The organism is Algoriphagus chordae (genome assembly GCF_003254055.1).
Lineage (GTDB): Bacteria > Bacteroidota > Bacteroidia > Cytophagales > Cyclobacteriaceae > Algoriphagus > Algoriphagus chordae.
In genome coordinates this window covers 1-25,556 of record NZ_QKZT01000025.1, presented here as the reverse complement: position 1 = coordinate 25,556, position 25,556 = coordinate 1, and the positions used below count along the sequence as shown (strand labels likewise).

Genomic DNA, 25,556 nt, shown 5'->3' with positions numbered 1-25,556 from the left:
CAAGATAGCATCCTCAACTCAGTCATTTAGAGCTTAAAGTCTTGGAGTAGTCGGCGTTATACTAGTTAATCATCCGACACAGCTACACTGTCTTCTACTGTCCTATAAATAGTAAAAAGCTCTTCCAACCGTTGCAGTGAACTTTGATTTTTAAGTGTATAGACACTTTCAAGAATCGACCTCTTCTCCCGTGATGTAAGTCGCCAATTCAGCGACGCCCGCTGCATAGTCTCCTGACTTTCAGTTAATTCTTCTGCCTGTACTTTTTCTGGTGCATATTCAAATTCTATTCTTTCCAGATCAAAAGGCATGGACTCAGACATGTAATTGAAAAGCACTTCATTTTGGATGGTCTGTACATTATCCCAATTGGCATAGATGTTTTTCAAGGGAGTGAAAATCTTCTCGAAAATTCGAGGAGGAAAACTAGGCGCTATTTCAGTTACTTTCTCAGAATCTCGGATAGTAATCAACACCACTCCACCTGTGTTTTCTTTGATCCAAGATTGAAAAACATACATAAATCGGAGGGCATCTTGAATCCCAAAATTGTCCGACAGACCAGTATCCATAGTCTCCATGATAGGATTAGTAGGTAGTTCGATATTGGGAGTAATGAAAGGAAATGTAGCACTCATTCGCAAGGCAGAAAGAAACCTCAGATTCTTTGAATCGTGATTTTCAAAAAACCTCAGGAAGTCTATGGTTTGCTTTTTTTCTGTGAAACCCGATGTCCCAGAAAGTGATGTACCGAAGAATGACATAGAATGAGGAGAAATCACCAATTTTCTCCCATCATTAGTGATCAATGTGGTCACTGGTAGCAACGGAATACTTCCAGCAAATTCTGGCTCTTTATAAGCTGAAATAGGCTTGTCCAGGATTTTTTTGGTATTAATATTCAATTGATGTTCGAAAGCAAATCCCCTGTCTTTAAGATACTTACGGCCATTATAATTGAAATTTTGATTTCGAATCAGTAAGTCATTTACCAGTAAGGTGAATATAATCGGGTTGAGATTATCAGCAGAGATTTGATCCAGGTACTTTTCATCGAGCGGATCAACAGCAGGATCAGTCAAGGACCTCAGGTAAATTTCTCTAAAAAAAGCTTCACCCAGAACCCCACCAGAGGCTCCGGTAAATAATTCAGTATGTTTTAATACCTCTCCGTTCTCAATGGCATAAATGCTCTGAAGTACTTTTACAGTCCAAAGTGCCGCTCTCTGTCCTCCCCCACTTGCGGCTACCATCACTAGCTTAGGTTTAGCTTCTTGAGGAAATTTTGACTTCCAATTATCAAGTATCTTCAACACATTATCGCGATCCTTTTTGACAATCTCGGGAGTTAATAATGAATCCATATGTGCCAAACTATAGGTAACTGAAGGCACTGAATAATCTAATCCATAAGCCTCATGAGGACGATTCAAAAAATTGAAATTGCTGAAATAATTAGCAAGAATCAGAAAGGCAAACACGGCAAAGGTGGACCATTTTCTCAACCAAAAACTGACCGCTCCTACCAGCATTATTAGGATGGCAAATAAGAGTGTTGCACTCATTGCAGCGGGAAGTTGCAAGTATGGATTCTCCTTGAAAAAGCCCAAAAACAGCACAAACAGTATCAATACTATTTGAAAGATAAATAGGTTGAGATGATTCTGGTCAAAGACCCGGAGCAATTTAGTCCCTTCAAACCTGGAAATATCAGGCCTAACTTTTTCTGGGCGAAGGTTGATATTTAGATAGTAAAGCACCTTGTAGTTTTGAACTTTCAGATCTTTATATTGACTGATGACATTCGCTCTGGTCAATTTGACTCTACGTAATCGCTTGTCCACAGTACCAGCAAAAAGTATAAAGAAGTCTTTATTGGTAAAAGCGAAATATCCAAAAATCAAGCTATAGGTAATTATGCCTCCCCCTATAAACCCCAATAGATAATAAACTAATTCCCAGTCATTTGCCAAATTATTTCCAAGCTGAAAACTCACGAATCTAACGATGTAGATCAGATAGAAAATCAAGGGAATGAGTCCATTATTTACACAATAATGAATAAAGGGTTTGTTCAAAATGGCCAAAAAAGGAAAATGGCGACCATCCATGATATAAGTGGACATATGGAATGCCATGGTGAGCACAGCAAATCCCACCCCCATTAGGAAAAAACTCACCCAAGAAACCTCATTTAAATACTCTGGATCAAGAAAAAGAAATGGAATACCCAATACCACACCGAAGTATTCCAAAATAACTCCAGTCAATAACACCCAAATCAAGGTTAGTCCTAGATTTTTTCTCAGGTGAAGCAAAAATAATTGTACAGGAAAGCTGTACCAGATTTTATCCCGCATGTAAAAGGTTTTGCGATAATTTACTTCTTTTCTTTTACTCTCCACAATCTTTTACACATTCCGCCATTGGAATGAAGGCGCAAGATTTTTTCACAAATAAATCATTTTGAATATCAGCCAGTTACTTATTCTAATTACTTTCAGAATGTTTCTTATGCTGAAAACATCCTTGTGCTTCAAGGGATATATTTTACCTTCGAAGCTCAAACTGAAAGAATTATGAGAACTTGGTTTTTGTGCAAAGTCAAATACGCAAAAGAAAATGAGCAAGGATTGCTCAAAAATATTTCTGAACAATATCTAGTAGATGCAATATCCTTTACGGAAGCAGAAGCTATCCTATATGATAGGCTTGCTTCTCAGATCCGTGGTGATTTTCAAGTCACTGGCATCAGCAAAAGCAATATAGTAGATGTATTCTTCTATGAAGACGCTGATGTTTGGCATAAGTGCAAGATTTCCTACATGGTCGCCGATGGTGAAAGCGGGAAAGAGAAAAAAGTTACCCAATATATGATCGTTACAGCGGCGGATGTAAAGGAAGCCTATGATAGAATTCAGGAAAGCCTAGGAAATATGCTAGTAAGCTTCAGAGTTCCAGATATCGTAGAAAGTCCTATCATTGAAGTATTCCCATATGAGCGAGACGAGGTAGCTGAACAATTGCCAGAAGGTAACTTCAGACCTGTTTCAGAAGTGACTCAACAAGACGAAGAGTAGTTTACCTCAAGTATATAAATGTAAAAAGGCCGCATAAGCGGCCTTTTTACATTTATATAGATTACAATTACTTCGAATCATCCTCCTCTACTTGAGCAACCTCATAGGCATCTTTTCCATCCACTTGAACAGGCTGGTAATAAGTATCCCCATATTTCACATAGGTTTGCTCACCCACTTTTACTTCTTCAGCTCCATCAGGTAATTTATCAACAGTCGCCCCCGCAGGTGGAGCCACTACTGTATATTCACCATTATCTTTTTCGTAATAAGTCCCACCATAGTAGTAGTTATTTACTGTAGGACTTACTTCTACCGTTTCTGCATCGCTTGGAATCACCTTTACAGTTGCCCCTTGTGGAGCTTCCACTACAATGTATCCACCATCTGATTCAGAATAGAAAACACCCTGGTCATAGTGATACTGCTGATTTTCTACAGAAACAATAATCGCCGTGGTAGCTAAAGTAGCAATAAAGAAACCCCATGGATGCCACATTGGACCCCAATAGAATGGTCTGAAGGGGTGATAATAATATGGTCTGAAGGAATAAAAACCAAAACCTCCATACCTATAAGGTGGTCGAACATATGGTCTATAAGGTGGTCTATATCCCATATTTCGATTATTTCTTACATTGACGTTATTTCTGTTATTGACGTTGACATTGACGTTTTTACTATTGTCTATATTTACTTTGTTGCCAACATTCGTCTTGTTGCCAATACTGTTACCAGAGTTATTACCAACCTTATTGTCTTTTACATTAGCAACTTTACTATTATTAGTTGTCCTATTTGTCACTCTGTTTGACCCACCATTTACAGTAGATTTTGCGCTAGAGTTAGAGGCCCTGCTTGGAGCTGGTCTACTCGTTTGATGAGTGGTAGTAGGCCGAGAAGTAGGTCGACTTGCTGCCCGAGAAGGAGCTTGACGCGTGGTGGCTGGTCTTGACATACCTCGACCTGCTGCAGCACCCCTCATTCGTTGAGCTTCTGCCATATCAGGCAAAATTAGCATCGCCATAATCCCCAGCGAAACAGCTAAAATTCTTATTTTAAATGCTTTCATATTTTCAGTTTAAATTTTTCAGTCTTTCTTTATCCAAGTAATTTGCTTTGCACCTGGAGGTGGCAAAAACTCAAACATTGATTCAGGGTATACATTGTTTAGCTCCCAATCAGAGAAATCTGTTTCATGCTGATGAGACTGAGGACCATCGAGATAGGTAATAAGTGTCTTTTTAGGTAAATAATACCCATCATCTGAAATCCACAATTGTATGGTCACATGGTCATTAGCAGCACCTATATGGAATACTCTATCGCCGTTTATAAGAGTAACACCCAAAAACTCGATGAAGTCCATTTCATCAACTAAATCCTTTGAGAAGGATGGGTAAAAAAGATCTGCAGTCGTAAGCTCCACATCAAAATCATTATACAGCCAATCTATCGTTTCGATCAAATTATCCGGAGCATCTGCAACAGTATAAATATTGTTGGCAAACGAATAATAAACTACTTGACTGCCATTATAAGAATACAAATCTTCTCTTTTCTCACCTGTAACGCGGACAGAAAACTTATTAGGCCCTACAAATCTTACTTTACTTGAACTGAATTCCTTGATGAAAAAATTTTCTGCGTAGACTACGTCCTTAGAAACTTTTGATGTAAACCCTACAGAGCTTAATTCACCAAACACTCCACTCATCTTATCCAAAATCATCAAAGCAGTGGTGTCCATTACTTTTTCTTGAGCTTGCGCAAAATGACCCGTTAGGATTAATAGCAGCCCTAAACCAATTTTCCTTATCATAAATCCTCTTTATAGTTTGACTAAAAATAACGACTAAATGTACAAAAAGCTCAAACAATTTACCCTATCTACTAATTAAAGACTGAAAAAATCCAGTTACAAAAGGATTCTCTGTCTATTCAAAACCTTGATTAAAGGCTCTTCCACATTGCACTTAAAGTTTCAATTATAAAGCTTTCCCTCAATATCCCTGTCAGCCCTATTTAAAAAAAGGCTTTTCCCTTCTGATTTCTGGTTGATTAACAGATAATTGAAAAAATATTAAATCACATTCGTATATAAATTTTTGTATATTGAATCAATAATTATGTTTTTTAAATTAATTATGCCTAAGATTCTTTAAATTTGCCCTATGAACAATTATGATGCTATTCAGGCATTAAGTCACCTAGCGGTGATCTCCGAATATTTTCTACAGGTCACTTTCGACAAAACAGGCAGGGTCGTCACTTCTGACTCTGGCATTGGGCCTGTACCTACTTTTTTCGACAACAAGAAAAAGCCCATCTACTTTGCGGACTGTTTCGTGGCTTCGAATTGGGGTAAATACGAGAATCAAAGGATCAAAGCTTGGAACAATTCCCACCAATCTTTTAAAGTTGAACTACAAAAGATAGTACACCCACAAGGTGACATCATCAATACTAAATGGGAGTTCTTTTTTGTTTCTGAAGACTTTGGCACCTGTCTGGGGATAGGACACCCAGTCGACCAACCTATGCCATACAATTTAGGCCTGGGGGATTTTTTTGATAGTGCTTCAAGTGAAGGAAAGGAAATTATTGATAGCATACTAGAAGATAAAATGCTAGGATTTTGGGAGTTTGATCTAACCAGTAAAGGTGACAATATCAGTCAAGGATTAGGACAAATGCTAGGATATACACAGGATGAACTAATAGGAAATACACCTATATCCTGGCAAAAACACATCCACCCAGAGGACTTTCCAAACGTGATGCGAGATCTGGGGAATCATTTCAAGACCACAGGAAATATCCCTTTTAAGATGGAGTTCCGCATAATTCAAAAAACCAACCAGACTATTTGGGCTTTAGGCTTTGGTAAAACAATAGAATGGTCTGAAACTGGCCATCCTACAAAAATTTTGGGCTGTTTACTGGATATCTCAGATCGTAAGAAACAAGAAATTTGGATCAAGGAACATCATTACTTTCTTAAAGAGCTTTCTTTTGAGCAATCACATACCCTTCGGGCAAGAGTGGCAAATATCTTAGGGATTTTAGAAATATTGGACAGTGAGCAACAAAGCGATGAGTCCAAAAGAATGGTTCAATTGATTAAAAAAGAAACTAAACTTTTGGATCAATCACTCAAGAAAAGTATCAAAGAATCTGTCTCCCATAATAAATTTATTGAAGCAGGGATTTCTTCAACGAATTCATCGAATGACTCCTAATGGCCTACTCATATACTAGACTTACATGTTTCTAATTTTCCATCTAGCTTTCAGATAGCCCCAAATAACTTTGGGGCTCATTGCTTTTTTCCCCTGGAAGCCTCCATCATATCCCACATTTCTTCTGGAATCTGATCCAGGTTATTGAATTCTCCTGCTCCTTTGAGCCATTCGCCTCCGTCGATAGTCATCACTTCTCCGTTGACATAGGATGAATAATCTGATACCAGGTAAGCGGCAAGGTTGGCAAGTTCCTGATGCTCTCCTACTCTTCCTACCGGTACTTTTTTGGCAGGATCAAATTTCTTGACCAAATCCCCTGGCAACAATCGACTCCAAGCTCCTTCGGTCGGAAATGGCCCAGGAGCAATCGCATTGGAGCGAATGCCATATTTGGCCCATTCTACTGCCAAGGATCGAGTCATTGCCAAAACACCTGCCTTAGCCGCAGCAGAAGGAACTACATAACCAGAACCTGTCCAAGCATAGGTGGTTACTATATTGAGAAAAGTCCCCGACTGCTTCTTTGCAATCCAATCCTTGCCAGCAGTCAGCGTCACCTGAGAGGTTCCTTTTAGCACGATATCTAAGACAGTGTTAAAAGCATTGGTTGAAAGCCGCTCTGTAGGGCTGATAAAATTCCCGGCGGCATTATTAAGAACGACATGAATTTGGCCTAGTCGTTCTGTCGCATCTTTCCACATAGCCTCTACTTGGTCAATCTCCCGCACATCACAGGCCAAAGGAATTACTTCCCCACCTTTCTCAGCCATCATTTCTTTGGAAGTCTCCTGGAGCACATCCAATTTCCTTGAAGTGATTACTACATTGGCTCCCAACTCCAAAAAATACTCACCCATCGATCTTCCCAGACCTGTTCCACCCCCAGTTACTAATATATTTTTCCCTTTCAGTGCCCCTTGCTTGAGCATACCTTCTGCTAAAATCATAAATTTGTGGTTTATCGTCGATTTCGAAGATAGTTATTTCGGCTTGGTAATTGAAGAAGAAAGATTAAACCAACTCTGAAATTTTAACAGTCATTAAATGAAAAAAATATTTTTAGGTGTCATTATTCTTTTGCCCCTGCTAATGAGCTGCGAAGAAGATGTATCCAAAGTCATTCAAACTGATTTGCCCATCGAAGCATCTGAGATTTTCAGCATTTCAAAAGAATGGAACGAAAGCTTATATTTTGCATTGATCTCCTGGGAGGACTACCATCAACTCGACTCGGTGTCTTTACCAAGCTGCCCTGAAGTTAGCATAGACGAAAATACGAAGGAAGTTACTTTGAATTTCTTATCAAGTACTGCCTGTATCCAAACAGGGCAATATGGAAGAAGCGGAAAACTGATGATCAAATTTGATACGACTGTCTTAGGCCCTAATAAGAAATGGACAATGTCCTACGAAGATTACCACTTCGGAACAAACCAACTAGATGGAATTCGAACCTTCTCCTCTAACGATTCAATTCATGTGTTAGAAGAGTTTGATGAAATTATTGAGCGTAGCTTAACAGATGTCAGCTCAGAATTCTCTGGGGAATTTATTCATACAAAAACCTACGTAAACGACTCACTGGCAAATTTCAGCTCTGTTGGACGAATTTTAGGTGTAAATGGTGCAGGAAGGAAATTTGAAATAAGTATTGATACTCCAAGTAAGCACTTCATTTCTTGTTATCAACAAAACGAAATCCTGCCATCTTCTGGCAAAGAAAACTGGTTTGTATCAAGGGGCGCTAATTCTGAAGTTGGCTATTCGACAACTTATGAAGCCTTACTGGAAGAATGTAAAGTTGCTGCGACTGCAACATTGCCTGATGGAAGAAAGTTACGGCTAAACCCAATAGAATAGACACAAAAAAGCCTCGATGAGGCTTTTTTGTGTCTTTTAAAGTCAATTAATATCTGTAATAGTCAGGCTTATAAGGTCCTTCCACGGTTACGCCGATATATTCAGCTTGTTCCTGGGAAAGCTCCTCAAGTACAACTCCTAATTTTGCTAAGTGCAAAGCAGCTACTTTTTCGTCCAAATGCTTAGGCAATACATAAACACCAGGCTTATACTGGTCCGTATTATTCCAAAGCTCTAGTTGTGCCAATGTTTGATTCGTAAATGAGTTAGACATTACAAATGATGGGTGACCAGTTGCACAACCTAAGTTAACTAGACGGCCTTCAGCCAAAACGATGATTTCATTTCCGTCTACATTGTAAAGATCAACCTGAGGTTTGATTTCGATTTTGGTGTTACCGAAAGTTCCGTTCAACCAAGCCATGTCGATTTCATTATCGAAGTGTCCGATGTTACACACGATAGTTTTATCTCTCATAGCTCTGAAATGCTCCTCAGTGATGATGTTTTTATTACCAGTTGCAGTCACTACAATATCTGCCTCTTTCACGGCATCTACCATCTTCTTCACTGCAAAACCGTCCATCGCAGCCTGAAGCGCACAGATTGGATCGATTTCAGTGACGATTACTCTTGCTCCTGCACCTCTCAAAGAAGCCGCAGAACCTTTTCCTACATCACCATATCCACCTACTACAGCTACTTTACCAGCCATCATCACGTCAGTTGCTCTTCTGATCGCATCTACCAATGACTCTTTGCAACCGTACTTGTTATCAAATTTTGACTTCGTAACGGAGTCATTCACATTAATAGCAGGCATAGGAAGTGTACCATTCTTCATTCTCTCATAAAGTCTGTGTACACCAGTGGTAGTCTCTTCAGACAATCCTTTGATAGCACCAACTAACTCAGGGTACTGATCCAAAACCATATTGGTCAAATCTCCACCATCATCCAAGATCATGTTTAGAGGTTGACGATCTTCTCCGAAGAATAATGTCTGCTCGATACACCAATCGAAATCTTGCTCATTCAAACCTTTCCATGCATACACAGAAATACCAGCAGCAGCGATAGCAGCAGCGGCATGATCCTGAGTAGAAAAAATATTACAAGAAGACCAAGTTACTTCTGCTCCAAGAGCAACCAAGGTCTCAATCAATACAGCAGTTTGGATAGTCATGTGAAGACACCCTGCGATTCTCGCACCTTTCAAAGGTTGCGCAGCGCCATACTCTTCGCGAAGAGACATCAAACCTGGCATTTCAGCTTCAGCCAATTTGATTTCTTTTCTCCCCCATTCTGCCAAGGAAATATCTTTTACCTTGTATTGCACGTACTTTTCAGATGTAGTTTCTGACATAATATAGATAGTTAACGTATTTTTTCAATCAAAACTTTCGCAAAGGTACCGTATAAAATTTGGAATCTAAAATGGACTCCTGCTATACAAAAGAGATCTCCTTCAAACCAAAAACAGCTATTTCTCCATCAAGCAGCTCTACTTCCAATTTCCCTTCAGCATTTATACCAACTATTTTTCCAGAGAATTGTTCCCCCTGGGAAGTATATTTTTCCCAAGAATGAATTCTATATAAGTGCATGAGATATTCGGATTTGATTTCATTCCACTTACCTTTTTTCAGCTGAATATATCCTTTTTCCAGTTGGGTTACCAGCAAGCGAAATAATTCCTCCAAATCGAACTGACTTCCTGTAATAGCTCGAATGGAAGTAGAGTTTGGTGATGAAAATGAGAGTTGATTGATATTCAAGCCAATGCCCACTACAGCATATTCCCATTCTTTGCCAGAAAAGGTGTTTTCGATCAATATCCCTCCCAATTTGCCATATTCTGGAACTATCAAATCATTGGGCCATTTCACTTTCAGATAGGGCAAATAGTCATGAAGCAGGCGTCTGATGCTATTAGAAACAGCCATATTCAGATAAAACTGTTCTGATAGATCCATAAAATCCGGTCTTAGTACTAGTGAGAACGTAAGATTTTGACCAGCTTGGGATTCCCACATATTACCACGTTGTCCTTTTCCTTTGGTCTGATGATCACAGACAACTATGCTTCCCTCCTGAGCCTGTTTTGTCCTGACCAAATTCAACGCAATGTCATTAGTCGAGTGACAGTCTGGCAGGAAATGAACATCTTTCCCTAAAAAAATCGTGTTGGCAAGAATTTTATACATAAATTTTGAAATTGTCGGAAAAGGATATTTTATCTACGACATTGCAAAATTAAATGAATAATATGACAGCAGAGGAGCTGAGCAAAGTAATTATCAAAGGAATGGAAGAGAAAAAAGCCTCGGACATTGTTGTGATGGATTTAAGAAACATAAAAAACACAGTTACAGATTTTTTTGTTATTTGCTCGGGGAATTCTGATACACAACTCGACGCTATTGCTGACGCTATTGAAGAAGAAGTGATAAAAAACGGACAAGGAAATCCTTGGAAAAGTGAAGGAAAAAGTAGTCGCCAATGGATATTGGTAGATTATGTGAACGTTGTGGCCCATATTTTCCTTAAAGATAAGAGAGCTTTTTATGGATTAGAAGATCTTTGGGGGGATGCTACAATCACCCGAATTGGATAAAAGTGTTAAAACTTTCAGCTTCACTCCCCGTTTTACCTTAAGTTTATGAAATTACCCATATAAGAAATGAGCGACATTAAAAATAAGAACAAAAAATTTGTACCAAAGACACCCCAAAAGCCCAATTTTCAGCTCTATCTGATTATTGCTGCTGTAGCTGTTCTGCTTGGACTTACTTACCTCCAAAACAAGAACTCGGTGGTGGATATCACTCAAAAACGATTTGAGGATATGTACATGGCTGGTGATATATCTAAAGTGACCATGGTCAAAAACATGGAACGTGTAGATGTTACTCTAAAATCTTCAGCTCTAGAAACAGACAAGTACAAAACAGAATTGGAGTCTAGTTCCACGTTTTTCAATCCTGCAGGACCACACTATTCATTTCAAGTAGCTTCTGTAGATAAATTTGCAACTGATTTTGACACGTTAAAGGAGCAAGTTCCTCCAGCTGATCGAATAGAACTTTCGGTAGCTACAGAAGAAAACTGGGGAAGCTACTTCAGCAGTTTTGGTTTCTTAATTCTCCTATTTGTGCTTTTCTGGTTTATGATGCGCCGAATGGCAGGACCTTCAGGACCTGGTGGACAGATATTCAACGTAGGTAAATCTAAAGCTCAATTATTTGATGCGGAAAACAAAGTCAAAATTACTTTTGACAATGTGGCAGGACTAGACGAGGCAAAAGAAGAAGTACAGGAGATCGTTGAATTCCTCAAAAACCCAGGGAAATTCACCAAGCTTGGTGGCAAAATCCCGAAAGGTGCTTTATTAGTAGGCCCTCCAGGTACTGGTAAAACTTTGCTAGCAAAAGCTGTAGCAGGCGAGGCAGAGGTTCCATTCTTTACACTTTCAGGCTCTGATTTCGTAGAGATGTTTGTCGGTGTAGGTGCTGCGAGGGTTCGTGATTTGTTTAAGCAAGCCAAAGAGAAAGCGCCTTGTATCATCTTTATTGATGAGATCGATGCTATTGGTAGATCAAGAGGTAAAGGTCAAATGCCAGGTTCTAACGACGAAAGAGAGAACACGCTCAACTCTCTATTAGTGGAAATGGACGGCTTCGGTACAGACACAGGGGTAATTGTAGTCGCTGCAACCAACAGACCTGATGTACTGGATTCTGCTTTGCTAAGACCGGGACGTTTTGACAGACAGATTTCTATCGACAAACCAGATATCAATGGCCGTGAGGCTATATTCAAAGTTCACTTGAAGCCTATCAAAACGGCTGATGATGTGGATCCGAAAAAATGTGCTGCTCAGACCCCAGGTTTCGCAGGCGCTGAAATCGCAAACGTATGTAATGAGGCTGCTTTGATCGCAGCTAGACGAAATAAAAATGCTGTAGATATGCAGGATTTCCAGGACGCAGTCGATAGAGTAATCGGCGGCTTGGAAAAGAAAAACAAAATTATTTCGCCAGAGGAAAAGAAAATCGTGGCATTCCACGAAGCAGGTCACGCAGTTGCAGGCTGGTTCTTGGAGCATGCAGATCCTTTGGTCAAAGTAAGTATTGTCCCACGTGGAGTGGCTGCGTTAGGCTATGCACAATACCTTCCAAAAGAGCAGTTCTTGTACCAAACAGAGCAGTTGATGGATGAGATGTGTATGACATTAGGTGGTCGTGCTGCTGAAGAAATCATTTTCAAGAAGATTTCTACTGGTGCCTTGAGTGATCTGGAGCGAGTGACAAAATTGGCCTACTCTATCGTATCTGTCTATGGTATGAATGACAAGATTGGCAACGTTTCCTTCTACGATTCTAAATCAGATGGCTACAAAATGACCAAACCTTACTCTGAAACCACCGCAGAGGTGATCGATGAGGAAGTTAGAAAACTAATTCAGTCAGCTTATGATAGAACCAAAGAATTGCTGACCCATCGCATTAAAGAATTAGAGATCTTGGCTAAGGAGCTCTTAGAAAAAGAGATTTTATTCCAAGCTGATTTGGAGCGTTTGATAGGTAAAAGACCTTTCGATAAGGAAACCACTTATCAAGCTTTCACCAATAAAAAGGATGATCCGAAAGTGCCTGATTTGATTTCATCAGAAGGAGAAGATGAAAATCCAGAATCTTCAGACCCACTCGTTGATCCCATACCGGAGCCAAATTCTGATAATCGAATTATATAATTATAGCCCCGACTAGCTCGGGGCTTTTTTGTTTTTGTAGCTGCACCTTTATCTTTAACCATGCAATCAAGTCTTTTGGATTTTCCACTGAATGGAAAAAAGCTCTATTTCGCATCCGACTTTCATCTTGGAGCGCCTAATGAAGCGGAGAGTAAAGTCCGTGAAAAGAGAATAATCCGCTGGCTGGATTCCATTGCTGATGATGCTGCTGCCATCCTGTTGGTTGGGGACATCTTCGACTTTTGGTTTGAGTATGGGCAGGTGATTCCAAAGGGTTTTATTCCTTTTATCTCCAAGATTCACCAACTCAGAGATCGTGGTATTCCTATCCTATTTTTCACTGGAAATCACGATTTATGGATGAAAGACTATTTCACGATAGAACTTGGCATTCCTGTGTACACTCATCCTATTGAGATCCAAGTTGCCGGAAAATCTATAATGGTAGGGCACGGAGATGGCCTAGGCCCAGGAGACAATTCTTATAAGTTTCTGAAAAAAGTGTTTACGAACCCTGTAGCACAGTGGCTATTCCGCTGGCTTCACCCGGATCTAGGAATGAAGATCGCCAAAGCCTGGTCTGGTCATAGCCGCATCACCAATATCGAAAAAGATGAAAACCATTTTCTGGGCGAGGATGAATGGCTATGGGCATACTGCAAAGAACTGGAGGAAAAGAAACATCACGATATGTATGTTTTCGGGCACAGACACTTACCGCTAGAGCTCAAAGTAGGATCAAATTCCACATATTTCAATCTCGGCGAATGGGTGACCCAAAACACCTTTTTGTCCTTTGATGGAAAAGAAGCCAAATTGATCACCTTCGAAGGATGAGATGCTTAGCCTTTTTAATAATTAGCTTTCTTCCCTTGCTTGCCACGGCTCAAAATAGAGAGGATTTAGGAGTTCCACTTTCTGAAATCTCACTCAAAAACCTGGACCTAATTTCATTTGACACCAAGGATCAATTATTTGCCAGCAATACTTCGGGAGACATTTACCTTTTTTCAGCAGAAGGAAAACAAGTCAATTTGTATTCTCCAGCTCGCCAAGGAAGGCTAAATCAATTAGAAGCCGCATGGACAGTGAACATATTTAGCTTTTCGACAGATCTACAGCAGTATCGAATCCTAGATCGCTTTCTCAATACACTGGCCAAAGATGGTTTTATGCCTTCCGAAGTCAATTTAGCAAAAGCAGCGACGCTGGGTAATAATAATGTGATTTGGGTTTGGGACGAATCTGATCTAAGTCTCAAATCAATAGATTATCTAAGAAACCTGATCATTCAATCCCAACCGCTAAATTTAATTTTGGATACCGACAACTTGGATGTAGCAGAGATTCGAGAGTTTAAGAATCGTCTTTTTATGAACGTACCAAGCAGTGGCGTTTTCATCTTTGACAATCAGGGGAACCTGATGAAAAAGATAAACTTGACAGGTGTCAACAGATTGTGCTACTACAAGGAGCATCTGCTATGGATCGAAGGTAATGAGCTGCTAGCTATATCTCTTTCAACCAATGAGACTACTAGTCTCGCTCAATTGCGAAGCTCAGAGGCTTCCTATCTACAAATAGGACAAGAAAGACTAGCAATAGTCTCCAAGGACTCAATTAGTCTTTACAAACTACCAGCATGGCTAAAAACCATTCATTAAGGAAGGCATCATGAAATTCACAGGGAAAATAGGGGAATACTTTGAGGCACAAGAAATCAATGATCACAACTGCCTTCACTTGAAGGAAACGCAGCCTGAGACCTTACGCTTTCTCTGGTTCACTTCCGACGAAAACAGAATCAAAATTGATAGAATCCCCTATACTTTTAATAAGAATGATATAGTCACGCTCACGCAGTTTCATCAACTTGAATACGAGCATATCAACACCGTTAACCTCCTCAGATTCAACCGACCTTTTTATTGCATATTGGATCACGATAGCGAAGTAGGCTGTAAGGGTATTCTTTATTATGGCGCGGCCAAATTGCCTATTATTTCTGCCACAGGTACTGAGGTTGAAATTCTGCAAACTGCCTGGAAGATGGCTAATCTTGAATTTGAGATGGAAGACAACCTCCAGCAGGAAATGCTTCAAATGATGCTGAAGCGTATTCTTATTCTTTGTGCCAGAATTTACAAAAACCAGTCACAGCATGAAGAACTTAGCAAATCTCAGCATGATCTGGTTCGGGAATTCAATTTTTTGGTAGAAACTCATTTTCGCCAAAAACACAGCGTGGTAGAATATGCTGACTTACTCCATAAATCTCCAAAAACGATTACCAACACCTTCAAGAAAATAGGCCAAAAATCACCTTTGAAATTTATCCAAGAGCGGATAGTATTGGAGGCGCGAAGATTGATTTTTTATACCGAGAAAGACATGTCGGAGATTGGCTATGAGCTCGGGTTTCAAGACCTTCAAAGCTTTAGTCGTTTTTTCAAAAACAATGAAGGTTGCTCACCTAGTGAATATAGAGAGATGGTCCATTGACCTTATTTCCCCACTAGAATAACCCACATAAAGTCAGTTCGGGAACAATTGCCAAGTACTCAGGAAATGCAGACTAACACATCGGCCTGCGCAACCCTCATCTTTGTATTGTAATTAATACTAACAATAAAAGACGAACAAAATGAGTACTACAACAACACAATTCAGCGTACCAACAAGAGACGAAGTTTCGGAAAGCAATCAAGCCATATTTGATCAACTCAAAAAGCAAATGGGCATGGTACCAAACCTTTATGCCTACTACGCAAAAAATGAAACTGCACTTCCTGACTATTTAGCTTTGCAAGGAAGAAAATCCACACTGAAAGCAAAAGAGAGAGAAGTGATCAACCTAGTGACTAGTCAAATCAATGGATGTCGCTATTGCCAATCAGCTCATACTGTACTAGGCAAGATGAATGGATTCACGGATGAGCAAGTGCTCGAGATCAGAGCTGGAAAGGCTAGTTTTGATAACAAACTAGATGCTTTGGCAAAATTTACTGCAGTGGTGGTGGAAGAAAGAGGCAAAGCAAGTGCACAAGCTAAATCCGAGTTTTTAAACGCTGGCTACACTGAAGCAAATCTCATTGATGTAGTGATGGTAATCGGAGACAAAATCATAAGCAATTACATTCACAACCTTGCTGATTTTGCAATTGATTTCCCTATTGCTCCAGAACTTTAAGCATATTCTAAGGTGGTGAACTCCCAAGTTCATCACCTTTTCACTTGGTCAGCTGTAGTGTCAGGAAATACAGTTTTATTGGCAGTATCATAAATAAATCTGCGGCTCAAACAGAAACTTCAAATATAAATAGACAAGACAATTTATCAACTAATGTAAAATAAAACAGGTGTAACAAATAGTCACACCTGTTTAAGTACAAGGTTATATTAGAAAATTACATGAAGTAACTTTTTCTATATTTATCTTCTTTTACGAGTTTGTTTAGCTTCAAGCTTTTTCTGGATTTTCTCCTGTTTTTTAGCTTTTAAGTCTATACTAGGCGATTTTAAATTTTTACCTCTAGCCATGATATTTATATCTTTTTAACGTTAATATTAGAAATAGATAAAACGACAATCCCATTTATTCAAAATTTCACACGCGAGTATTGCCATAGACTTTTAACAATCTATAAATCAAATATTTAACGAAATTATAAGGAATTTTTTAGCACCTCGCTAGTGCTAATTAATGCAGAAAGATAATCTGTGATTTACGGATAGTAAGCAAAAACTTATGCTTGAAAGCAGAAAAATCAAGCATACAGATAGCATTCAAACGAAATGCAATAAAAATCAATCGGGCGATATGTGAATTTTGCAATATCATGGTTACTCAATCTATCTAAATAGTCGATGCTTAATCTCCAATTCATTTAGATCAACTCCAAACATAACCCTTATTATCTACTATTCCAAATTTGGAAAATATATTGGACATAAAAAAGCAGTCCTGAAAATCCAGAACTGCTTTCACTCTAAATAGAGTATTAAATATTAGTTGACTTTCACCAACTCAATATCAAAGATCAAATCCTTACCTGCCAACTGGTGGTTCGCATCCAAAGTAATTTTTTCAGCATCCACACCAACTACAGTTACTGGCATCGGCTGTCCATTTCCTCCTTGAAGAGTCAATGATAATCCGATTTCAGGTTTGATATCAGCTGGAACTTGTGCGATAGGAACATCGATCATCATATCTTCTCTTCGCTCACCGTAGGCTTCTACTGCAGGAATAGTCACGGTAACCTTGTCACCTAATTTCATGCCATCAACAGCTGTATCGAAGCCCTTGATCATATTTCCGTCGCCTAAGGTAAATCCTAGTGGCTCACGATTTGCTGAAGAATCAAATACGCTTCCATCTTCTAATTTACCGGTATAATGCACTTGAACTGCATCTCCTTTTTTAGCTTGCATAGTCTTTTGTTTTAGTAAAGTACAAAGGTACAAAAATCTATTAGGGATGAAAACCCAGGTACTATTGTCCGATATCAGCCTAAAATCGTACACTAATGGACACTTTTATTGGTAAACCTTCCCATTTAGCCTAATTTTAGGGTTGGCACCATTTTCCCATTAAGAAGACCAAACAATTAACCATGGAAACTCAAGATTTAGGCAAGATTCTTATCATCGATGATAATGAAGACTTACTCTTTGCCGCTAAAATGCTTCTCAAAAAGCACGCGAAAGAAGTTATGATAGAAAAGGATCCACGTCGTATTCCTTTTTTGGTCAATAATAATAATTACGACGTAATCCTTCTAGATATGAATTTCCGAGAGGACACCACCTCTGGCAAGGAAGGTTTTCATTGGCTAAAGCAAATCAAAGAAATTGACCCAAAAGCTGTGGTTATTCTGATCACGGCATTCGGTGATGTGGAAATGGCTGTCCAAGCACTAAAAGAAGGTGCAACAGATTTCATTCTAAAGCCTTGGCAAAATGAGAAATTGATCGCTACCCTTTCCGCAGCTATAAAACTAAAGGAAAGCTATAATGAGGTCGATAAACTGCAAAAGAAGCAAAAGCAGATGCAGAGCGACATGAAGAAGCCTTACACCGATATCATCGGGCAGTCTGCTTCCATGAAAAATATTTTCTCCATCATAGACAAGGTGGCTCAGACAGATGCAAACGTCTTGATCTTGGGAGAAAACGGAACAGGTAAAGAACTTATCGCACGTGCTATTCATGATCGCTCACTTCGAAAAGATGAGATTTTCGTAGGAGTGGACATGGGGGCGATCACCGAAACGCTATTTGAATCTGAGCTTTTCGGTCATAAAAGAGGCGCATTTACAGATGCTAAAGATGATCGGGCAGGTAGGTTTGAAATAGCTGACAAAGGCTCTTTGTTTCTGGATGAGATCGGAAACCTATCTCTACCTCTTCAATCAAAACTATTGACTGTTTTGCAAAGAAGGGAAGTGACCAGGATAGGCACAAACAAATCTATACCTGTGGATATTCGCCTGATATGTGCGACGAATATGCCACTACATGAAAGTATCGCTGACAATACCTTCCGTCAGGATTTATTGTACAGAATTAATACGGTGGAGATTTTCCTTCCTCCACTTCGCGAAAGACAAGATGACATACCAGTATTAGCTAACCATTTTCTAAAAAGTTACAGCCAAAAATATCGTAAAAACTTCACTGGGTTTACTACAGCCGGTATGGATCTTTTGCAGCACTATGGCTGGCCAGGAAATATCCGTGAACTCCAACATGCGATTGAGCGGGCTATTATTATGGCTGAAGGAGAAGTATTGGATTCCCGGGATTTCTTCTTCCTCTCTGCCAAGCCTGCTTCGGACAAGGCGCCTGTTTCAGTGACATTAAATCTCGATGACATGGAGAAGACCACCATTCAGAGAGCAATTGATAAAAACGGAGGTAACATCTCAAAAGCAGCTAAGGAGCTTGGTCTGACCAGAGCTTCCTTGTACAGAAGGCTGGAAAAATATGGATTATAAGGTTGGCTTATTAGGGAGAATTGCCTTTTTAGCGGCATCTCTATTTCTACTTGCATACGCTATCATCGATAGTTGGGGAGTCTTTATGATCTCCCTTTTTCTGATTTTAGTCGTCTTCCAGATCATCTATTTACTGCGATATTCCGAAGGTTCGTTCAATAAGGTGCGTGTCTTTCTTGACAACATCAAGCAGGACAAATACTCTCAACTCTACCCTGTCAAATTTGATGGCACGGAGACTGATGATCTACACATAGAATTCAATGCTATTCTTGCCAAACTAAAAGAGGATCAAGCGGAAAAGGAAGCCAACTACCAGTACTTCCGCTCTGTGTTCAAGCACCTGAGTATAGGCTTGATCACCTTCGGTGAAAATGGTGGTATTCAGATTGTAAATACTGCTGCCAAGCGAATTTTAGATGTAGATGAACTGAAGAACATCGGAGAAATTGAAAGTATTAATAAAGAGCTCCACTTAGCAATTAACAACCTACGAACTGGTGGATCTGAGTTGATCAAAATTGCTCATCCTGATGGCATCATGCAGATTTCAGTGTATGTGATTGAATTGCTGATGCGTGGAGAAAAGTTTAAGCTCGTTTCTCTTCAGAATATTCAGTCAGAATTGGAGGAAAAGGAAATGGAAGCTTGGCAAAATTTGGTCAAAATCCTTACCCATGAAATCATGAACTCCATTGCTCCTATTTCTTCTTTGGCAGGAACAATCCAAGGGGAAATGGAAAGTAAAATAGACAATGTAGAGCAAATAAGTCCTTCAGAAATGGAAGACTATCTGATGGGAATAAGCACGATAGAGAAGCGTAGTCAAGGTCTGATCAGCTTTGTGTCCGACTTTAGAAGTTTGGCTCATATTCCAGCTCCGAAGTTCAGCAGTATTGCTATCGCCAAGCTATTTCATCAACTGGAAGTTTTACTGCAAAACCAACTGGATACTTATCAGATTGAATTAATTAAAGAGATCAACCCTAAAGAGTTAATCCTATTTGGAGACCAAACACAGATCGAGCAAGTTCTAATCAATCTCGCTCAAAATGCCATTCAGGCGGTGGAAGATTCTGAAGTAAAAAGAATCATTCTGCGAGCATTTATAGATGAGGCTGGGAAAATAATTCTGGAAGTGGCAGATACGGGTAAAGGCATCGAAGAGGAAGCACTCTCGAAGATTTTCATCCCATTCTTCACCACCAAATCAAAAGGTTCTGGAATCGGCTTGAGTCTATCCAAGCAGATCATGCGTCGACACAAAGGCAATATCCAGGTTCGCTCCATTCAGGGTGAAGGAACTACGTTTAAGTTGATATTTAACGGTTAAATTAGAATTCAGAAAGCTGAGATTAAAAAGATTGAGGATCAGGATTGCTATTAAATGAGAATAAATGCTCTAAATATGTGTTTCCCTTTACGTGAATAAATAAGTAACTTCAATTAATTTAAAACTCGATATTATGATCATTGAAAGAACGGATGATGAGGTGATAATCAGACTCCCATCCAATATAAATACAGAAGGTCTTCAAAATCTAATTGATTTCTTGACTTACAAAGAAGCAACCGCCGATTCTAAAGCAAAGCAAGCGGATGTTGATACATTAGTTAATGAAGTTAAAAATGGATGGTGGGCAAAAAACAAGGATCGTCTCATTAAATGAAAGTTGTCATTGACACCAATATTATTTTTAGTGTTCTCTTAAATTCGGAAGGCACAATTGGTGATTTAATTTTCAATTCGCAGGAGAAATTTGAATTCTATAGCTGTGCTTACATGCGCAATGAGATTCGGGATCACTGGGAAAAGCTTAAAAAAATCTCAACCCTTTCTGAAAGCCAACTTCAAATTTCTTACGCATTGGTTCTCTCCAAACTTAAGTTTATAAATGAAGAGATCATTCCAGTAGAAATCTGGCTTAACTCTGAAAAAATCACCCAAAAAATTGATCCCGATGACATTGCTTTTGTCGCATTAACAAAATTTCTGGATGCCTCCTTATGGACTGGAGACAAAGTACTATATAAAGGGCTCAAAGGTCAGGATTTCAATAAGCTTGTAAATACAACAGAACTTCTTGCAATGAGAAAAGGCTAGAAGATGCTCTATGCATTTGTGCCAACCCAGTTTCTAACAACTCCATGAACCAGCGAAACCTATTTTTATTCGGATTCATACTCATCAAGTTCATCCTTCAATACCTGCTGATAGATTCGGGTTACGATCTGCATAGAGATGAATACCTGCATCTAGACCAAGCACATCATTTAGCTTGGGGCTTTATCTCGGTTCCTCCCCTGACTTCCTGGTTTTCTTACCTGATTTATCTACTTGGCAATTCTGAGTTCTGGGTCAAGTTCTTTCCTGCGCTCTTTGGAGCCCTGACGATTCTGTTGGTCTGGAAAGCTATTGAGCGACTTGGAGGCAGTTTATATGCTCAGTCCTTGGCCGCGATTTGTCTAATATTTTCTTCCATGGCTAGGCTGAACATCCTCTTTCAACCCAATTCCCTTGATATTCTTGCTTGGACTTTTGTGTTCTTCGCCTTGCTATGCTTTATCCAAACTGGCAAAAACAAATGGCTATACTGGCTGGGAATCGGCATTGGTTTTGGCTTTCTGAACAAATACAACATTGCCTTCCAAGTACTAGGATTATTCCCTGCATTGCTTCTGACTTCCGAGCGAAAGATTTTCAAAATCCCACATTTATATACTGCCTTTGGACTAGCCTTCTTGATTGCCCTACCGAACCTGATGTGGCAAGTGAAAAATGACTTCCCTGTACTCTGGCATATGCGTATGCTCAGTCAATATCAGTTGGTGAATGTGAACAGACTTGACTTCTTGACTGATCAGTTTTTCTTCTTTTTCGGATCAAGTTTCGTATTGATTCTGGCGCTGATCTCCTACTTTACTTATCCTTCTTTTCGCAAGTATCAGGTTTTCTTCTGGGCGATGATTTTCACATTGGCAATCTTCACTTACTTCAAAGCCAAAAGCTATTACGCCATCGGCCTCTACCCTATTCACTATGCATTTGGAGCGATTTATCTTTCTTATCTGCTTCGCAAAAACTGGGGTAAATACTTAAAGCCAGTTATGATGATAATTCCTATCATTTTATTCATCCTTACAGCTCCCATGACCTATCCTCTCGGGGATGCAGAATACCTCAAAGGCGTTCAAAGTCGCCATCCTGATCTGATGGAAAATCGCTGGGAAGATGGTGAATTACACGATTTACCGCAGGATTTTGCGGATATGCTAGGTTGGAAAGAGCTTGCGGAGAAAGTTGATTTGGCCTATTCCAAAGCTCCTGCTGATGAGTACACTATAATTATGTGTGACAACTATGGGCAGGCTGGAGCGATTAACTTTTACACCAAAACCAAGGGATTGCGTGCAGTCACTATGAATGCTGACTACGTCAATTGGATCGATTTAAGTCGTAAAATCAAAAACGTAATTCTAGTCAGAGATGCCTATGATGCTGTCTCCGAAAGAGAAATTTCCTTTTTCGAAAAGTCAGAAGAAATAGGAACTATCACGGATCCGAATGCCCGTGAATATGGGACAATCATTCAGCTACTTCTCGGTGCTAAAACCGATATCAATGGAATTTTGGCTTCGGAGATTGAAGAGAAAAGAGCTGAGTTAATAGAGTGAAAACCTTCTGTCAATAACTCATCCATTTGATCATCACATCAAAAATAACTGAAATGGATAACGACCAAAATCAGGTTTTCTACTGTGATGCAGCGATCAAAACATTAATTTTATACCATAACGAAACTAGAAAATATTACTATAAGCCATGTTCGAAGCTAGTCATTTACAGGGCTTGATCTCTTTCTTATATTCCATCAATCAAAACTTAGATTTAACTCAAGTGGAGGATAATTTTTATTTTGAAAAATAATAAAATATGATTATCCGCAATGATGCCAGTCACCTTAGATTCTTTGCTTATCAGGCTGGAAGACCGATGACCGAAGACCGAAGTGGCCTCAATTTTTAAGTTTAACATATCTTATATTGCTTTTGCCACCTTACTGGTAGAAAAGCAGATATACATATAATAAAATCCAACGTACTAAAAATGAAAGCTGCAATCCGAAGATCCTATGGAAGTCCTAAATCAATATCCGTTGAAGAAGTTGATCAACCCGTACCTAAGGATTCAGAAATATTAATTCGAGTACATGCGACCACAGTAAACAGGACAGATTGTGCAAATCTCACTGCCAAACCTTTTATCATGCGCTTTCTTCTTGGCTTTTTTAAACCGCGAAAAATAATACTAGGGACTGATTTCGCCGGTGAAGTTGTCAGCGTTGGAAAGGATGTAAACTCCTTTAAACCTAATGAGCGTGTTTTTGGATTTACAGATATGGGACTTGAATCTCAGGCAGAGTACCTAGTTGTTACCCCCAAGGACAATATTCTGACTATACCTACAGCTGTTGACTATCATCAAGCCGCAGCCAGCCTGGAAGGGGCGCATTATGCCTACACATTTATTCATAAAACTTCCATTCAAGCTGGAAATCGCATATTGATCAATGGTGCTTCGGGCGGTATCGGATCCGCCTTATTACAATTTTGTAACACCTTGAATGTACACATAACTGCAACTTGTGACACCAAAAACATAGCCCTGATCAAGTCACTTGGGGCTAATAAAATCATTGATTACACCCAGGAAGACTTCACTCAGGATGATGAGAAGTATGATTTCATATTTGATGCAGTCGGTAAAAGTACTTTTGGAAAGTGTAAACCATTGCTGAAAAAAGGCGGGACTTATATCTCTTCTGAGCTAGGTCCATATTCACAAAATGTATTTTACGCTATCATTCCAATCTCAACTGGTGATAAGAAGGTCGTATTTCCAATTCCGTACAGTTTGAGTCAAACCCTACCTTATATAAAATCTATGTTGGAAAAAGGGAAATTCAAACCGGTAATTGATCGTGAATACCCCTTGAAAGATATCACCGATGCTTATACTTATGTGATTTCAGGCCAGAAAACTGGAAATGTCGTAATCAACTTATAGAGATAAATCCGAATACAGCCACTTTTCAATCTATCCTTTTGTTCCTTTGCAATCAGGAGAACCTACACCCACTTGATTCTTCCTTATCAAAGCTCAATTCTCCAGCACAATTCCCATTCATGAATATTTACAAAGAAATAGAAGCTGAAATTCTAGCAGCATCAAACATCCTTATTACTGCCCACAAATCTGCCGATGGAGACTCTGTCGGTTCTTCTTTGGGCCTATTGCATTTTATAGAAAAGCTTGGAAAAAAGGCAACCATCTGTCATCCTGACAAAGCTCCGGATTTTTTGGATTTCCTAGAGCTCTCTTCCATCATCGTGATGGATCAGGAACCTGAGAAAGTAACGGCAGCATTTCAAGAAGCAGACCTTATATTTTGCCTGGACTATAACGCTACAGACCGTGTAGGAAAAGGTATGCAGCCACTTCTGGAGTCGGCAACTTGTACCAAAATCATGATTGATCATCACTTGGATCCACAGAATTTTGCCAAGATTACAGTATCCGACACCTCAGCCTCATCTACTGCAGAGTTGATCGTAGAATTGATCGAGCAATCTGGAAACGTCGCTCTATTGGATGAAAAAATCGGTAATCCCTTATACCTAGGAATTCTGACTGATACAGGAAGTTTCCGCTTCAATTCCGTCAAACCAAGAACTCACGAGGTACTAGCAAAATTGCTTGCTGCAGGGGTAAAACATCACCTGATCCATGAATTGCTGAATGATACGAATACTGCTAGTCGTCTTCGTCTACAGGGGTTTGCATTGAGTCAGAAAATGGAGATCTTGGAGAAAAACGCTGTGGCTATCATTTCTCTGACTAAAGAGGAGTTGTCAACCTATCAGTACAAAAAAGGAGATACAGATAGTTTAGCCAACCTTGCACTGTCTATCAAAGGTATCAAAGCTGCCATGGTCTTTTCGGAACGAGACGGCATCATCAAGATTTCCTTCCGTTCCAAAGGAAAAGATAATCCAGTAAATGTCCTGGCTGCGAATCATTTCGATGGAGGTGGACATGCCAATGCTTCTGGAGGAATGAGTGCACTCTCAATGCCTGAAACCTTGGATAAAATCAGAGGGTTGGTTCCTGAGTATTTTTCTGATCAGAATTCCTGACAATTCTCAGTCCAGCTTCTGGAGAAGCAGGACAACTTAGGAAGTTTGATTGGAATTAAACCAAGAATTTAACCCGCATTATGCATTAGAATAATTGAATGGAGGGCTTATGTTTTGAATTTGGGCAAATATCCCATCCATCCAAGGCCTCTTTTTAGCAGGTAATGAGATTTTCAATACCTGCTTATTGGCATGATTTACCTTCCATGCTCCTAATGCAAAGCAATAGGATTTCAGTGTTTTTAAGGTGGCCCGATTATGATGATTCAGCGCAAAATGACGGAATAAACTCATTAGGTTATAAGCTACCATGATGAATCTGAACGAGGCTTCTGTTGCCCAGAAATCCTGTAAGCAAAAACTTTCCAGGCCAAAATCATCCTTGAGTTCTTTGATTCTGTTTTCACAGTCTGCCCTG

The 25,556-nt window shown here is 39.5% G+C and carries 24 protein-coding genes; 16 read left to right on the top strand and 8 right to left on the bottom strand.

All coding sequences use genetic code 11. From position 1 onward, the window contains the following. Positions 1–65 precede the first annotated feature (65 nt). Complete coding sequence (locus LV85_RS19755) at positions 66–2,360, bottom strand: patatin-like phospholipase family protein (protein ID WP_111322668.1); 2,295 nt, start codon at positions 2,358–2,360, stop codon at positions 66–68. A 219-nt stretch (positions 2,361–2,579) separates the two neighbouring features. Here LV85_RS19755 and LV85_RS19750 point away from each other — a divergent pair, with 219 nt between their 5' ends. After that, complete coding sequence (locus LV85_RS19750; protein WP_111322666.1) at positions 2,580–3,080, top strand: DUF4494 domain-containing protein; 501 nt, start codon at positions 2,580–2,582, stop codon at positions 3,078–3,080. A 67-nt stretch (positions 3,081–3,147) separates the two neighbouring features. On the opposite strand, the gene LV85_RS19745 is transcribed toward LV85_RS19750, so the two are convergent. After that, a complete protein-coding gene (locus LV85_RS19745) occupies positions 3,148–4,152 on the bottom strand; it encodes a DUF6515 family protein (RefSeq protein WP_111322664.1) in 1,005 nt (334 codons plus the stop codon). An 18-nt stretch (positions 4,153–4,170) separates the two neighbouring features. Next, on the bottom strand, positions 4,171–4,902 hold the full coding sequence (locus tag LV85_RS19740; protein WP_111322662.1) for a DUF2092 domain-containing protein: 732 nt from the start codon (positions 4,900–4,902) through the stop codon (positions 4,171–4,173). A 352-nt stretch (positions 4,903–5,254) separates the two neighbouring features. Between LV85_RS19740 and LV85_RS19735 the strand changes: the two genes are divergently transcribed. Next, a complete protein-coding gene (locus LV85_RS19735) occupies positions 5,255–6,322 on the top strand; it encodes a PAS domain-containing protein (RefSeq protein WP_111322660.1) in 1,068 nt (355 codons plus the stop codon). Between the two features lie 77 nt (positions 6,323–6,399). Here LV85_RS19735 and LV85_RS19730 read toward each other — a convergent pair whose 3' ends face one another. Further along, entirely contained in the window at positions 6,400–7,272 is an 873-nt protein-coding gene (locus LV85_RS19730) for an SDR family oxidoreductase (protein ID WP_111322658.1), read from the bottom strand. 97 nt (positions 7,273–7,369) lie between these two features. On the opposite strand from LV85_RS19730, the gene LV85_RS19725 reads away from it, so the two are divergent. Continuing rightward, the gene (locus LV85_RS19725) at positions 7,370–8,185 is read left to right on the top strand and encodes a hypothetical protein (protein WP_111322656.1); all 816 of its coding nucleotides are present in this window, start codon (positions 7,370–7,372) and stop codon (positions 8,183–8,185) included. 46 nt (positions 8,186–8,231) lie between these two features. On the opposite strand, the gene ahcY is transcribed toward LV85_RS19725, so the two are convergent. Then, positions 8,232–9,551, bottom strand: a complete 1,320-nt coding sequence (ahcY, locus tag LV85_RS19720; RefSeq protein ID WP_111322654.1) for an adenosylhomocysteinase — start codon at positions 9,549–9,551, stop codon at positions 8,232–8,234. An 82-nt stretch (positions 9,552–9,633) separates the two neighbouring features. Beyond that, positions 9,634–10,392, bottom strand: a complete 759-nt coding sequence (locus tag LV85_RS19715; protein WP_111322652.1) for a biotin--[acetyl-CoA-carboxylase] ligase — start codon at positions 10,390–10,392, stop codon at positions 9,634–9,636. A gap of 62 nt (positions 10,393–10,454) precedes the next feature. Between LV85_RS19715 and rsfS the strand changes: the two genes are divergently transcribed. From rsfS to LV85_RS19685, 6 genes are all read left to right on the top strand, one after another. Then, positions 10,455–10,802, top strand: coding sequence for a ribosome silencing factor (gene rsfS, locus LV85_RS19710; RefSeq protein ID WP_111322753.1), 348 nt, complete (start codon positions 10,455–10,457; stop codon positions 10,800–10,802). Between the two features lie 66 nt (positions 10,803–10,868). Beyond that, on the top strand, positions 10,869–12,941 hold the full coding sequence (gene ftsH / locus LV85_RS19705; protein WP_111322650.1) for an ATP-dependent zinc metalloprotease FtsH: 2,073 nt from the start codon (positions 10,869–10,871) through the stop codon (positions 12,939–12,941). A gap of 60 nt (positions 12,942–13,001) precedes the next feature. Continuing rightward, positions 13,002–13,778, top strand: coding sequence for a UDP-2,3-diacylglucosamine diphosphatase (locus tag LV85_RS19700; protein WP_111322648.1), 777 nt, complete (start codon positions 13,002–13,004; stop codon positions 13,776–13,778). Continuing rightward, positions 13,775–14,605, top strand: a complete 831-nt coding sequence (locus tag LV85_RS19695) for a hypothetical protein (protein ID WP_111322647.1) — start codon at positions 13,775–13,777, stop codon at positions 14,603–14,605. Before LV85_RS19700 ends, LV85_RS19695 begins: the two co-directional genes overlap by 4 nt. Positions 14,606–14,615: 10 nt before the next feature. Continuing rightward, complete coding sequence (locus LV85_RS19690) at positions 14,616–15,443, top strand: helix-turn-helix domain-containing protein (RefSeq protein WP_111322645.1); 828 nt, start codon at positions 14,616–14,618, stop codon at positions 15,441–15,443. Between the two features lie 142 nt (positions 15,444–15,585). Continuing rightward, a complete protein-coding gene (locus LV85_RS19685) occupies positions 15,586–16,131 on the top strand; it encodes a carboxymuconolactone decarboxylase family protein (RefSeq protein WP_111322643.1) in 546 nt (181 codons plus the stop codon). 818 nt (positions 16,132–16,949) lie between these two features. Here the strand turns inward: LV85_RS19685 and LV85_RS19680 are convergent. Next, positions 16,950–17,375, bottom strand: coding sequence for an FKBP-type peptidyl-prolyl cis-trans isomerase (locus LV85_RS19680; RefSeq protein ID WP_111322641.1), 426 nt, complete (start codon positions 17,373–17,375; stop codon positions 16,950–16,952). Between the two features lie 182 nt (positions 17,376–17,557). Here LV85_RS19680 and LV85_RS19675 point away from each other — a divergent pair, with 182 nt between their 5' ends. The 7 genes from LV85_RS19675 (at position 17,558) to LV85_RS19645 (ending at position 25,138) form a co-directional block, all read left to right on the top strand. Further along, complete coding sequence (locus LV85_RS19675; RefSeq protein ID WP_111322639.1) at positions 17,558–18,940, top strand: sigma-54-dependent transcriptional regulator; 1,383 nt, start codon at positions 17,558–17,560, stop codon at positions 18,938–18,940. Further along, positions 18,930–20,273 carry a sensor histidine kinase gene (locus tag LV85_RS19670; protein ID WP_111322637.1) on the top strand — a complete coding sequence of 448 codons (1,344 nt, stop codon included), beginning with the start codon at positions 18,930–18,932 and terminating at the stop codon, positions 20,271–20,273. Before LV85_RS19675 ends, LV85_RS19670 begins: the two co-directional genes overlap by 11 nt. A 133-nt stretch (positions 20,274–20,406) precedes the next feature. Next, positions 20,407–20,610 carry a hypothetical protein gene (locus LV85_RS19665; RefSeq protein WP_111322635.1) on the top strand — a complete coding sequence of 68 codons (204 nt, stop codon included), beginning with the start codon at positions 20,407–20,409 and terminating at the stop codon, positions 20,608–20,610. Then, positions 20,607–21,044 (top strand): PIN domain-containing protein, encoded by a 438-nt coding sequence (locus LV85_RS19660; protein ID WP_111322633.1) that lies wholly within the window; start codon positions 20,607–20,609, stop codon positions 21,042–21,044. Before LV85_RS19665 ends, LV85_RS19660 begins: the two co-directional genes overlap by 4 nt. Positions 21,045–21,088: 44 nt before the next feature. Beyond that, complete coding sequence (locus LV85_RS19655) at positions 21,089–22,615, top strand: glycosyltransferase family 39 protein (RefSeq protein ID WP_111322631.1); 1,527 nt, start codon at positions 21,089–21,091, stop codon at positions 22,613–22,615. Positions 22,616–23,048: 433 nt separating this feature from the next. Beyond that, positions 23,049–24,008 carry an NAD(P)-dependent alcohol dehydrogenase gene (locus LV85_RS19650; RefSeq protein ID WP_111322630.1) on the top strand — a complete coding sequence of 320 codons (960 nt, stop codon included), beginning with the start codon at positions 23,049–23,051 and terminating at the stop codon, positions 24,006–24,008. Between the two features lie 119 nt (positions 24,009–24,127). Beyond that, positions 24,128–25,138 (top strand): DHH family phosphoesterase, encoded by a 1,011-nt coding sequence (locus LV85_RS19645; RefSeq protein ID WP_111322751.1) that lies wholly within the window; start codon positions 24,128–24,130, stop codon positions 25,136–25,138. A gap of 78 nt (positions 25,139–25,216) precedes the next feature. Here the strand turns inward: LV85_RS19645 and LV85_RS19640 are convergent. Then, a partial coding sequence (locus LV85_RS19640; RefSeq protein ID WP_111322629.1) for a transposase occupies positions 25,217–25,556 on the bottom strand: 340 nt, incomplete at its 5' end.

Bases quoted from the DNA above. Each gene is read 5' to 3' on its own strand.
- LV85_RS19715 (WP_111322652.1), bottom strand. From the start codon at position 10,392: ATGTATAAAATTCTTGCCAACACGATTTTTTTAGGGAAAGATGTTCAT.
- LV85_RS19670 (WP_111322637.1), top strand. From the start codon at position 18,930: ATGGATTATAAGGTTGGCTTATTAGGGAGAATTGCCTTTTTAGCGGCA.
- ftsH (WP_111322650.1), top strand. From the start codon at position 10,869: ATGAGCGACATTAAAAATAAGAACAAAAAATTTGTACCAAAGACACCC.
- LV85_RS19645 (WP_111322751.1), top strand. From the start codon at position 24,128: ATGAATATTTACAAAGAAATAGAAGCTGAAATTCTAGCAGCATCAAAC.
- LV85_RS19685 (WP_111322643.1), top strand. From the start codon at position 15,586: ATGAGTACTACAACAACACAATTCAGCGTACCAACAAGAGACGAAGTT.
- LV85_RS19655 (WP_111322631.1), top strand. From the start codon at position 21,089: ATGAACCAGCGAAACCTATTTTTATTCGGATTCATACTCATCAAGTTC.
- LV85_RS19755 (WP_111322668.1), bottom strand. From the start codon at position 2,360: ATGCGGGATAAAATCTGGTACAGCTTTCCTGTACAATTATTTTTGCTT.
- LV85_RS19740 (WP_111322662.1), bottom strand. From the start codon at position 4,902: ATGATAAGGAAAATTGGTTTAGGGCTGCTATTAATCCTAACGGGTCAT.
- LV85_RS19665 (WP_111322635.1), top strand. From the start codon at position 20,407: ATGATCATTGAAAGAACGGATGATGAGGTGATAATCAGACTCCCATCC.
- LV85_RS19730 (WP_111322658.1), bottom strand. From the start codon at position 7,272: ATGATTTTAGCAGAAGGTATGCTCAAGCAAGGGGCACTGAAAGGGAAA.
- LV85_RS19675 (WP_111322639.1), top strand. From the start codon at position 17,558: ATGGAAACTCAAGATTTAGGCAAGATTCTTATCATCGATGATAATGAA.
- rsfS (WP_111322753.1), top strand. From the start codon at position 10,455: ATGACAGCAGAGGAGCTGAGCAAAGTAATTATCAAAGGAATGGAAGAG.
- LV85_RS19690 (WP_111322645.1), top strand. From the start codon at position 14,616: ATGAAATTCACAGGGAAAATAGGGGAATACTTTGAGGCACAAGAAATC.
- LV85_RS19745 (WP_111322664.1), bottom strand. From the start codon at position 4,152: ATGAAAGCATTTAAAATAAGAATTTTAGCTGTTTCGCTGGGGATTATG.
- LV85_RS19695 (WP_111322647.1), top strand. From the start codon at position 13,775: ATGAGATGCTTAGCCTTTTTAATAATTAGCTTTCTTCCCTTGCTTGCC.
- LV85_RS19660 (WP_111322633.1), top strand. From the start codon at position 20,607: ATGAAAGTTGTCATTGACACCAATATTATTTTTAGTGTTCTCTTAAAT.
- LV85_RS19700 (WP_111322648.1), top strand. From the start codon at position 13,002: ATGCAATCAAGTCTTTTGGATTTTCCACTGAATGGAAAAAAGCTCTAT.
- ahcY (WP_111322654.1), bottom strand. From the start codon at position 9,551: ATGTCAGAAACTACATCTGAAAAGTACGTGCAATACAAGGTAAAAGAT.
- LV85_RS19650 (WP_111322630.1), top strand. From the start codon at position 23,049: ATGAAAGCTGCAATCCGAAGATCCTATGGAAGTCCTAAATCAATATCC.
- LV85_RS19750 (WP_111322666.1), top strand. From the start codon at position 2,580: ATGAGAACTTGGTTTTTGTGCAAAGTCAAATACGCAAAAGAAAATGAG.
- LV85_RS19735 (WP_111322660.1), top strand. From the start codon at position 5,255: ATGAACAATTATGATGCTATTCAGGCATTAAGTCACCTAGCGGTGATC.
- LV85_RS19725 (WP_111322656.1), top strand. From the start codon at position 7,370: ATGAAAAAAATATTTTTAGGTGTCATTATTCTTTTGCCCCTGCTAATG.
- LV85_RS19680 (WP_111322641.1), bottom strand. From the start codon at position 17,375: ATGCAAGCTAAAAAAGGAGATGCAGTTCAAGTGCATTATACCGGTAAA.